Origin of the sequence: uncultured Streptococcus sp., assembly GCF_963516515.1 — a bacterium.
In the GTDB taxonomy this organism is placed as follows: domain Bacteria; phylum Bacillota; class Bacilli; order Lactobacillales; family Streptococcaceae; genus Streptococcus.
This window is the reverse complement of record NZ_CAUQCJ010000049.1, coordinates 1-10,504: the sequence shown is the minus strand read 5'-3', so window position 1 is coordinate 10,504 and position 10,504 is coordinate 1. Positions and strand designations below refer to the sequence as shown.

General features: G+C 39.2%; 8 protein-coding genes. 7 read left to right on the top strand and 1 reads right to left on the bottom strand.

Annotation, left to right across the window (positions count from 1 at the left end):
- Nucleotides 1-51: 51 nt before the first annotated feature.
- Nucleotides 52-339 carry a DUF3270 domain-containing protein gene (locus tag RYL77_RS08295; protein ID WP_315010934.1) on the bottom strand — a complete coding sequence of 96 codons (288 nt, stop codon included), beginning with the start codon at nt 337-339 and terminating at the stop codon, nt 52-54.
- Between the two features lie 138 nt (nt 340-477).
- Here RYL77_RS08295 and RYL77_RS08290 point away from each other — a divergent pair, with 138 nt between their 5' ends.
- From RYL77_RS08290 to ezrA, 7 genes are all read left to right on the top strand, one after another.
- Complete coding sequence (locus RYL77_RS08290; RefSeq protein WP_315010933.1) at nt 478-1,407, top strand: peptidase U32 family protein; 930 nt, start codon at nt 478-480, stop codon at nt 1,405-1,407.
- 198 nt (nt 1,408-1,605) lie between these two features.
- The gene (locus tag RYL77_RS08285; protein ID WP_315010932.1) at nt 1,606-4,056 is read left to right on the top strand and encodes a bifunctional DnaQ family exonuclease/ATP-dependent helicase; all 2,451 of its coding nucleotides are present in this window, start codon (nt 1,606-1,608) and stop codon (nt 4,054-4,056) included.
- A 36-nt stretch (nt 4,057-4,092) separates the two neighbouring features.
- Nucleotides 4,093-5,316, top strand: coding sequence for an FtsW/RodA/SpoVE family cell cycle protein (locus RYL77_RS08280; protein ID WP_042901172.1), 1,224 nt, complete (start codon nt 4,093-4,095; stop codon nt 5,314-5,316).
- Between the two features lie 10 nt (nt 5,317-5,326).
- Nucleotides 5,327-5,881 (top strand): DJ-1 family glyoxalase III, encoded by a 555-nt coding sequence (locus RYL77_RS08275; RefSeq protein ID WP_315010931.1) that lies wholly within the window; start codon nt 5,327-5,329, stop codon nt 5,879-5,881.
- Nucleotides 5,882-5,965: 84 nt separating this feature from the next.
- Nucleotides 5,966-6,529: an HAD family hydrolase gene (locus RYL77_RS08270; protein ID WP_315010935.1), complete on the top strand. Its 564-nt coding sequence runs from the start codon at nt 5,966-5,968 to the stop codon at nt 6,527-6,529.
- A gap of 14 nt (nt 6,530-6,543) precedes the next feature.
- Nucleotides 6,544-8,490: a DNA topoisomerase (ATP-hydrolyzing) subunit B gene (gene gyrB, locus RYL77_RS08265; RefSeq protein WP_315010930.1), complete on the top strand. Its 1,947-nt coding sequence runs from the start codon at nt 6,544-6,546 to the stop codon at nt 8,488-8,490.
- Nucleotides 8,491-8,571: 81 nt separating this feature from the next.
- Nucleotides 8,572-10,299, top strand: a complete 1,728-nt coding sequence (ezrA, locus tag RYL77_RS08260) for a septation ring formation regulator EzrA (RefSeq protein WP_315010929.1) — start codon at nt 8,572-8,574, stop codon at nt 10,297-10,299.
- Nucleotides 10,300-10,504: the final 205 nt, after the last annotated feature.

Below are 10,504 nucleotides of genomic sequence, written 5' to 3'. Positions count from 1 at the left end.
ACGGCATGTACGGTGGTGTGAGAGGGGCTAGAGATTATCCCCTACTCGATTTTATCTTCTACGTTTTCGTTTGATAATAGACCGTTGTACTTTTAAAACAAGTAAGCTGGATCCGATTGCTGTGGCAAATGCAAGAACAGTTGAGAATTTTAATGCTAAAAAGATAAAACTAAAGATAGCAATACAGATACAAAAAATAGCTATATTAACAAAAAATAGGATTTCCTTGAGATTGGTATCAGATTGCGCTTCAGGTATATAATCTTGATAGCGAGGAACCTGTTGGCTTAATTCTTCTTGATAGTCTACCTCATAGGATTGTAATTTTCTTACGGGCATGTCTCTCTCCTTACAGTACATACCTATTTTATCATTTTTTCAGCAGAGAATTATTACAGAAAGGTTACAAAAAGAATAAAGTCCCTTTTCATTTTCAAAGAATAGCTGATTTTCCAGAATTGTGGTATAATTTTTCTTATGGAAAAGATTATTATTACAGCAACTGCTGAAAGTATTGAACAAGTTGAACAACTGCTCGAAGCTGGCGTGGACCGTATCTATGTCGGTGAGAAAGACTTTGGGCTTCGTCTGCCAACAACCTTTAGTCATGATCAATTGCGTGAAATCGCTAAGCTGGTTCATGATGCTGGTAAGGAATTGATTGTTGCGGTCAATGCCCTCATGCACCAAGATATGATGGACCGTATCAAGACTTTCCTCGATTTCTTGGAAGAAATCAAGACAGATTACATTACAATTGGGGATGCAGGTGTCTTTTATGTGGTCAATCGTGATGGTTATTCATTTAAGACAATCTACGATGCTTCGACTATGGTAACTAGTAGTCGTCAGATAAACTTCTGGGGACAAAAGGCTGGCGCATCTGAGGCTGTTTTGGCGCGTGAAATTCCATCTGCTGAGCTCTTCAAGATGCCAGAAATTTTGGAAATTCCTGCTGAAGTTTTGGTGTATGGTGCTAGTGTTATTCACCATTCCAAGCGTCCGCTCTTGCAAAACTACTATAACTTCACGCATATCGATGATGAAAAGACTCGCAAGCGGGACCTCTTCTTGGCTGAGCCAAGTGACCCTGAGAGCCACTATTCCATTTTTGAAGACAATCATGGAACCCACATCTTTGCTAACAATGACCTTGATTTGATGACCAAATTGACAGAGTTGGTGGAGCATGGTTTCACTCACTGGAAACTAGAAGGGCTCTACACTCCTGGTCAGAACTTTGTTGAGATTGCAAAACTCTTTATCCAAGCGCGCAGCTTGATCCAAGAGGGTAACTTTAGCCATGACCAAGCTTTCTTGCTGGATGAGGAAGTACGCAAGTTACACCCTAAAAACCGTTTCCTTGATACAGGATTCTACGACTACGATCCTGATATGGTTAAATAAAGTAAATGATTCGTTGAGAGAAGGAAGATGCAAACCTTTCTTCTCTCAATTTTTCTTATTCTTCAATATTTTCAAAAAATCAGTAGGCTAGGACGCTCTGTTTACTGAGATTTTTAAGAAAAGTAATCTTCTTGAGTTTGAAAATTATCCCATGTTTGCAGGTGCCAAATGGCCCTTTTTTTGGTATAATTTTTTATAATGAAAACGATTGGTAATCGCTATGTTGTGGTTGATTTAGAGGCAACTAGCACAGGTAGTAAGGCTAAAATTATCCAAGTGGGAATTGTTGTGATTGAGGATGGGAAAATCGTCGATCACTATACGACGGATGTCAATCCACATGAACCCTTGGATGCTCATATCAAAGAACTGACAGGATTGACAGACCAACGTCTGGCGCAAGCACCTGATTTTTCGCAAGTTGCAAGAAAAATCTTTGACTTGGTGGAGGATGGGATTTTTGTAGCCCATAATGTTCAGTTTGATGCCAATCTTTTGGCGGAAAATTTATTTTTTGAAGGTTATGAGCTAAGAAATCCTCGTGTTGATACGGTAGAATTGTCCCAGGTCTTTTTCCCTGAACTGGAAAAATATAGTTTGCCGATTTTGTGTCGAGAATTAGGAATTCCTCTAAAACATGCCCACACAGCCCTTTCAGATGCCCAAGCTACCGCGGAATTACTCTTATTTTTACGAGAAAAGATGCTCCAACTTCCTAAAGGACTCTTGGAACGCTTGCTGGAGATGGCTGACGCTCTCTTATATGAGTCCTACCTGGTTATTGAAGAAATTTTTCGAAACCAATCTATCCTTGGTTCTCCAGACTTGGTCCAAGTTCAAGGGCTATATTTCAAGAAACCTACAGCTCCCAATGAGCCACGAAAATTATCTCAAGATTTTTCTAAAAATATTTCTTTGTTGAACCTTGAAGTGAGGGAACGACAAGAAAGTTTTGCTAAAGAGGTTGGCTTGCTATTGAAAGATGAGACTGTATCATTAATTCAAGCGCCAACTGGGATTGGGAAAACTTATGGCTATCTCTTACCCGCTTTGTCCCAAGTGGAAAATCGTCAGATTGTCCTTAGCGTTCCGACAAAGATTCTTCAAAATCAAATCATGGAAGAAGAAGGTAAACGTCTCAAGGAAGTGTTCCATACAGATATTCATTCTTTAAAGGGACCACAAAATTACCTGAAGTTGGATGCCTTTTATCGTTCCTTGCAGGAAAATGATGAAAATCGCTTATTTAGACGTTTTAAAATGCAACTCTTGGTCTGGTTGACAGAGACAGAAACTGGGGATTTGGATGAAATCGGCCAACTCTACCGTTACCAACATTTTCTGACAGACCTTCGTCATGATGGGAATTTATCTTCTAAAAGCTTATTTGTGACGGAAGATTTCTGGAAACGTAGTCAAGAAAGGGCACAAACCTGTAAGCTTTTAGTGACTAATCATGCCTATCTTGTAACCAGACTTGAAGATAATCCTGAATTTGTCAGCGACCGTTTATTGATTATTGATGAAGTCCAAAAAGTTTTGTTGGCTCTAGAAAATCTGCTTCAACAGACCTACGATATCCAGTCTATTATTGCTTTAGTTGATAAGGCTTTACTGGACGAGCAAAATAAGGTCCAACAACGAATACTAGAAAGTATTCGCTTTGAGTTTATCTACTTGATAGAACAATTTCAGTCTGGAAAATCTAAGAAGAGTATCTTGGATTCTTTTGCCAATCTCCGCCAGTATTTTTCAGAATTAGAGGTAGAGGGCTTTGAGGAACTGGTTCGCTATTTTACGGCTGAAGGTGATTACTGGCTTCAAGCAACTGAAACGAGTCAGAAGAAAATTCAGATTTCTTCTACAAAATCAGGTCGTATTCTTCTATCTTCTTTAGTGCCTGATTCATGTCAAGTCTTGGGAGTGTCGGCCACTCTTGAGATTAGTCAAAGAGTTTCTTTGGCAGACCTGTTAGGCTATCCCGAAGCTAAATTTGTCAAGATTGAAGCTGGTAAAAAACAGGATCAAGAAGTGGTCTTGGTCAAAGATTTTCCCCTGGTAACAGAAACCTCCTTAGAAGTCTATGCCAAAGAGGTAGCTGATTTGCTGATGGATGTTCAAGCTTTCCAGCAACCGATTTTGGTTCTCTTTACTGCTAAAGACATGCTTCTAGCAGTATCGGATTTACTTCCAGTTAGCCATCTGGCCCAGTATAAAAATGGGGATGTTCATCAGCTTAAGAAGCGCTTTGAAAAAGGTGAACAACAAATCCTGCTTGGTGCAGCAAGTTTCTGGGAGGGAGTTGATTTTTCAAGTCATCCTTTTGTGATTCAAGTTGTACCAAGACTTCCTTTCCAAAATCCTCAAGAGCCCTTGACGAAAAAGATCAATCAGGAACTAATTCAAGAAGGGAAAAATGCCTTTTATGATTATCAGTTGCCAATGGCCATTATTCGTTTAAAGCAAGCTTTGGGAAGAAGTATGAGACGCGAACACCAACGTTCCTTAACTCTTATTTTGGATAAGAGAATTGTCGGAAAGAGATATGGCAAACAAATTGTGACTTCTCTAGCAAAAGAAGCGACTGTTAAAACCGTCTCTCGATCCGAAGTTGATGAGGCTGTTGATAAATTTTTAAATGAACTTTGATAAATAGTATTGTATGAAAGTATAAGGTTAGTGTATATGAAACGTTCTCTCGACTCTAGAGTCGATTATAGTTTGCTATTGCCAGTATTTTTTCTACTGGTTATCGGCGTGGTGGCTATCTATATAGCTGTTAGTCATGATTATCCAAACAATATTCTGCCCATTTTAGGGCAGCAGGTCGCCTGGATTGCCTTGGGGCTTGTGATTGGTTTTGTGGTCATGCTCTTTAATACAGAATTTCTTTGGAAAGTGACCCCCTTTCTGTATATTTTAGGCTTGGGACTCATGGTCTTGCCAATTGTCTTTTATAATCCAAGCCTAGTTGCATCAACGGGTGCCAAAAACTGGGTATCGGTAAATGGTGTTACCTTGTTCCAGCCGTCAGAATTTATGAAGATATCCTATATCCTCATGTTGGCTCGTGTCATTGTCCAGTTTACCAAAAAACATAAGGAATGGAAGCGCACAGTTCCGCTGGACTTCTTGTTGATCTTCTGGATGATTCTCTTTACCATTCCAGTCCTAGTTCTTTTGGCACTTCAAAGTGACTTGGGGACGGCTTTGGTTTTTGTGGCCATCTTCTCAGGAATCGTTTTGCTATCAGGAGTTTCTTGGAAAATTATTATCCCAGTATTTGTGACTGCGGTAACAGGTATTGCTGGCTTCTTAGCTATTTTTATCAGCAAGGACGGAAGGGCTTTTCTTCATCAACTGGGAATGCCGACCTACCAGATTAATCGGATCTTGGCTTGGCTTAATCCCTTTGACTTTGCTCAAACAACCACTTACCAGCAAGCTCAAGGGCAGATTGCCATTGGCAGTGGTGGCTTATTTGGTCAGGGGTTTAATGCTTCGAATCTGCTTATTCCAGTTCGCGAGTCGGATATGATTTTCACGGTTATCGCAGAAGATTTTGGCTTCATTGGCTCAGTCCTTGTCATTGCTCTTTATCTCATGCTCATTTACCGTATGTTGAAGATTACTCTCAAATCAAATAACCAGTTCTACACCTATATTTCCACAGGTTTGATTATGATGTTGCTCTTCCACATATTTGAAAATATCGGTGCTGTGACGGGCTTGCTTCCTTTGACTGGGATTCCTCTGCCTTTCATTTCACAAGGAGGATCAGCTATTATTAGTAATCTGATTGGTGTTGGCTTGCTTTTATCGATGAGTTACCAGACTAATCTAGCTGAAGAAAAGAGTGGAAAAGTCCCATTCAAACGGAAAAAGGTTGTATTAAAACGAATCAAATAAGGAGAAAATCATGGTTAAAGTAGCAGTTATGTTAGCTCAGGGCTTTGAAGAAATTGAAGCTTTGACAGTTGTAGATGTCTTGCGTCGAGTAAGTATCACTTGTGATATGGTAGGATTTGAGGAGCAAGTAACAGGTTCGCATGCAATCCAAGTAAGAGCAGACCGTATCTTTGATGGTGATTTATCAGACTATGACATGATTGTACTTCCTGGTGGAATGCCTGGTTCTGCACATTTGCGTGACAATCAGGCCTTGATTCAAGAATTGCAAAATTTCGAGCAAGAAGGGAAGAAACTGGCAGCCATTTGTGCGGCGCCAATTGCCCTCAATCAAGCAGGAGCATTGAAAAACAAGAAGTTTACTTGTTATGATGGTGTTCAAGAGCAAATCCTTGATGGGCAATACGTCAAGGAAACAGTAGTGGTAGATGGTCATTTGACAACCAGTCGAGGTCCCTCGACAGCCCTTGCCTTTGCCTACGAGTTAGTGGATCAATTAGGGGGAGACGCAGAGAGTTTACGAACTGGAATGCTATATCGAGATGTCTTTGGTAAAGAACAGTAAAACGGGAGTCTTTCTCTCGTTTTTTACTTGGAAAAATCTAGGAAATCATCGCTTTTTTCATAAAAAAATGGTATAATGAAAGCTATGAAATATCACGATTACATCTGGGATTTAGGTGGAACTTTACTGGATAATTACGAAACTTCAACAGCTGCATTTGTTGAAACATTAGCATTGTATGGCATCACACAAGACCATGACAGTGTCTATCAGGCTTTAAAGGTTTCTACTGATTTTGCGATTGAGACATTCGCTCCCAACTTAGAGAATTTTTTAGAAAAGTACAAGGAAAATGAAGCCAGAGAGCTAGAACACCCGATTTTATTTGATGGAGTTTCTGGTTTATTGGAAGACATTTCAAATCAAGATGGGCGTCATTTTTTGGTTTCTCATCGAAATAATCAGGTCTTGGAAATTTTAGAAAAAACCTCTATAGCAGCTTATTTTACAGAAGTGGTGACTTCTAACTCAGGCTTTAAGAGAAAACCAGATCCTGAGTCCATGATTTATTTAAGAGAAAAGTATCAGATTAGTTCAGGGCTTGTCATTGGTGATCGACCGATTGATATCGAAGCAGGTCAAGCTGCTGGACTAGCTACCCACTTGTTTACTAGTATCGTGAATTTAAGACAAGTATTAGACATGTAAGAAAAAGGAATAAGATGACAGAAGAAATCAAAAATCTGCAGGCACAAGATTATGATGCCAGTCAAATTCAAGTTTTAGAAGGCTTAGAGGCTGTTCGTATGCGTCCAGGGATGTATATCGGGTCAACCTCAAAAGAAGGTCTTCACCATCTAGTCTGGGAAATTGTTGATAACTCAATCGACGAGGCCTTGGCAGGATTTGCCAGCCATATTCAAGTCTTTATTGAGCCAGATGATTCGATCACTGTTGTCGATGATGGGCGTGGTATCCCAGTCGATATTCAGGAAAAAACAGGTCGACCTGCCGTTGAGACTGTCTTTACTGTCCTTCATGCTGGAGGAAAGTTTGGCGGTGGCGGATACAAGGTTTCAGGTGGTCTTCACGGAGTAGGGTCATCAGTAGTTAATGCCCTTTCAACTCAATTAGACGTTCATGTCCACAAAAACGGTAAAATTCATTACCAAGAATACCGTCGTGGTCATGTCGTCGCAGACCTTGAGGTAGTCGGAGATACAGATAGAACTGGAACAACGGTTCACTTCACACCAGACCCAGAAATCTTCACTGAAATAACAACCTTTGATTTTGATAAATTAAATAAACGCATTCAAGAATTGGCCTTTCTAAATCGCGGTCTTCAAATCTCCATCACAGATAAGCGCCAAGGTTTGGAACAAACCAAGCATTACCACTATGAAGGTGGGATTGCTAGTTACGTTGAATATATCAATGAGAATAAGGATGTGATCTTTGATACACCAATCTACACAGACGGTGAGATGGATGATATCACAGTTGAAGTAGCCATGCAGTACACAACGGGTTACCATGAAAATGTCATGAGTTTTGCCAACAATATTCATACTCATGAAGGTGGAACGCATGAGCAAGGTTTCCGTACAGCACTAACTCGTGTTATCAACGATTATGCTCGTAAAAATAAGTTACTGAAAGACAATGAGGACAACTTAACAGGGGAAGATGTTCGCGAAGGATTAACTGCAGTTATCTCAGTTAAACACCCGAATCCACAGTTTGAAGGACAAACCAAGACCAAACTTGGAAACAGCGAAGTAGTCAAGATTACCAATCGTCTCTTCAGTGATGCCTTTTCTGATTTCCTTATGGAAAATCCACAGATTGCCAAGCGTATCGTGGAAAAAGGTATTTTGGCTGCTAAGGCTCGTGTTGCTGCCAAGCGTGCGCGTGAAGTCACTCGTAAAAAATCTGGTTTGGAAATTTCCAACCTTCCAGGAAAACTAGCAGACTGTTCTTCTAACAATCCTGCGGAAACAGAACTTTTCATCGTCGAAGGAGATTCAGCTGGAGGGTCAGCCAAATCAGGTCGTAACCGTGAATTTCAGGCAATTCTTCCAATTCGTGGTAAGATTTTGAACGTTGAAAAAGCAAGCATGGATAAAATTCTTGCCAACGAAGAAATTCGAAGTCTTTTTACAGCTATGGGAACAGGATTTGGAGCAGAATTTGATGTTTCAAAAGCTCGGTACCAAAAACTCGTTTTGATGACCGATGCCGATGTTGATGGAGCTCATATTCGTACCCTTCTTTTAACCTTGATTTATCGTTATATGAAACCAATCCTAGAAGCTGGTTATGTTTATATTGCCCAACCACCAATCTACGGTGTTAAGGTTGGAAGTGAAATTAAAGAATATATCCAGCCAGGTGCAGATCAGGAAATCAAACTCCAAGAAGCTTTAGCCCGTTATAGTGAAGGTCGAACCAAACCGACCATTCAGCGTTATAAAGGTTTGGGTGAAATGGACGATCATCAATTGTGGGAAACAACCATGGATCCCGAACATCGCTTGATGGCCAGAGTTTCTGTTGATGATGCTGCAGAAGCAGATAAAATCTTTGATATGTTGATGGGGGATAGAGTAGAACCTCGTCGTGAGTTTATCGAAGAAAATGCTGTCTATAGTACACTTGATGTCTAAAAAATCGGGAGAAGTAGTTCCCTTGGTCTAAAAAATATGATATAATCATTACGATTGTTTCAAGTAAAAAAGGAGTTTAATATGTCTGATAGTCTAGTAGTATATTTTATAATTGCAATTGCAATTATATTGCTGATTTCATATGCTATAGCAATTTATGTACGGAAGCGCAATGAAAGTAAATTAGCAATTTTAGAAGAGAAAAAAGAAGAGCTGTACAATCTTCCAGTTAATGATGAAGTTGAAGCTGTAAAAAATATGCACTTGATTGGACAAAGTCAAGTGACTTTCCGTGAATGGAACCAAAAATGGGTTGACCTATCTCTTAACTCTTTTGCAGATATCGAAAATAATCTTTTCGAGGCAGAAGGTTATAACAACTCATTCCGTTTTTTCAAAGCTAGTCATCAAATTGATCAAATCGAGAGCCAAATTACCTTGATTGAAGAAGATATTGCAGCAATTCGCAATGCCTTGGCAGATTTGGAGAAACAAGAGTCTAAAAATAGTGGACGTGTTCTTCATACCTTGGACTTGTTTGAAGAGTTGCAACACCGAGTTGCTGATCATTCTGAAGAATATGGCCAAGGTTTGTCTGAAATTGAAAAACAATTGGAAAATATCCAATCAGAGTTTTCTCAGTTTGTTACTTTGAATACGTCAGGTGACCCAGTAGAAGCTGCTGTGATTTTGGATAATGCTGAAAATCATATCTTGGCTTTGACACATATTGTTGATCGTATACCAGCAGTTGTAACAACATTATCTAAAGAGCTACCTGATCAACTAGAAGATTTAGAAGATGGTTACCGTAAGCTTTTAGATGCTAATTATCATTTTTCTGAGACAGATATTGAAGCGCGTTTCCAATTGCTTTATGAAGCTCTCAAGAAAAATCATGAGAATATTGCGCAACTAGAATTGGATAATGCCGAGTACGAAAATACTCAAATCCAAGAAGAGATTAATGCACTTTATGATATCTTTACAAGAGAAATTGCTGCACAGAAAGTGGTAGAAGGTTTAGTAGCAACACTTCCTACTTATCTGCAACACATGAAAGATAGTAACGCTGTTTTAGTCGAAGATATTAAACGATTAAGTAAGAGTTATCTATTTTCTGAAACAGATGTTAGTCATGTTCATAGATTGCAAACTGAATTAGACTCTTTGGAAGAATCTGTATTAGAATTAACTTCAGAACAAGAGGAACATTCTGAGCCATATTCATTGCTTGAAGAACGTTTGGAAAACTTACAAGCGACTTTGAAAGAAATTGAGGATGAACAAGTCGAACTTAGTCAACGTCTTGCTCAGATTGAAAAAGATGATATCAATGCTCGCCAAAAGGCAAATATTTATGTTAATCGTCTTCATACAATTAAGAGATATATGGAGAAACGCAATCTTCCAGGTATTCCTCAGAATTTCTTACAGTTGTTCTTTACAGCGAGTAACCATACAGAAGAGTTAATGGTTGAACTAGAAGAAGCTCAGGTCAATATCGAAGTTGTAAACCGTATACTTGAGATTACAACAAATGATATGGAAGTACTTGAAGATGAAACTTATAATATTGTTAAATATGCAACTTTGACTGAACAACTACTACAGTATTCGAATCGTTACCGCTCATTTGATGAACGAATTCAGGAAGCCTTTAATGACTCATTAGAAATCTTTGAAAAAGAATTTGATTACCATGCTTCATTTGATAAGATTTCGCAAGCTTTGGAAGTCGCAGAACCTGGTGTAACCAACCGTTTCGTTACTTCATATGAAAAGACACGTGAGACAATTCGTTTCTAACATAATAAAAAAGATTTGGTTTTGTGAGAAGCAGAACCAAATCTTTTTATTATGTGACTATTAGTCCGTCTTGCTCCGCTAGGTGCGAGACAAAAAAACCACCCGCTATGTGGGTGCGCGTCGAAGGTTATACCCAAAAAACTCCAAACACGATACAATAAAGGTGTTCAAGCCAATTGTAAAGCGAAAGGAGAAAAATATGGCA

Bases quoted from the DNA above. Each gene is read 5' to 3' on its own strand.
- RYL77_RS08295 (WP_315010934.1), bottom strand. From the start codon at position 339: ATGCCCGTAAGAAAATTACAATCCTATGAGGTAGACTATCAAGAAGAA.
- RYL77_RS08290 (WP_315010933.1), top strand. From the start codon at position 478: ATGGAAAAGATTATTATTACAGCAACTGCTGAAAGTATTGAACAAGTT.
- RYL77_RS08285 (WP_315010932.1), top strand. From the start codon at position 1,606: ATGAAAACGATTGGTAATCGCTATGTTGTGGTTGATTTAGAGGCAACT.
- RYL77_RS08280 (WP_042901172.1), top strand. From the start codon at position 4,093: ATGAAACGTTCTCTCGACTCTAGAGTCGATTATAGTTTGCTATTGCCA.
- RYL77_RS08275 (WP_315010931.1), top strand. From the start codon at position 5,327: ATGGTTAAAGTAGCAGTTATGTTAGCTCAGGGCTTTGAAGAAATTGAA.
- RYL77_RS08270 (WP_315010935.1), top strand. From the start codon at position 5,966: ATGAAATATCACGATTACATCTGGGATTTAGGTGGAACTTTACTGGAT.
- gyrB (WP_315010930.1), top strand. From the start codon at position 6,544: ATGACAGAAGAAATCAAAAATCTGCAGGCACAAGATTATGATGCCAGT.
- ezrA (WP_315010929.1), top strand. From the start codon at position 8,572: ATGTCTGATAGTCTAGTAGTATATTTTATAATTGCAATTGCAATTATA.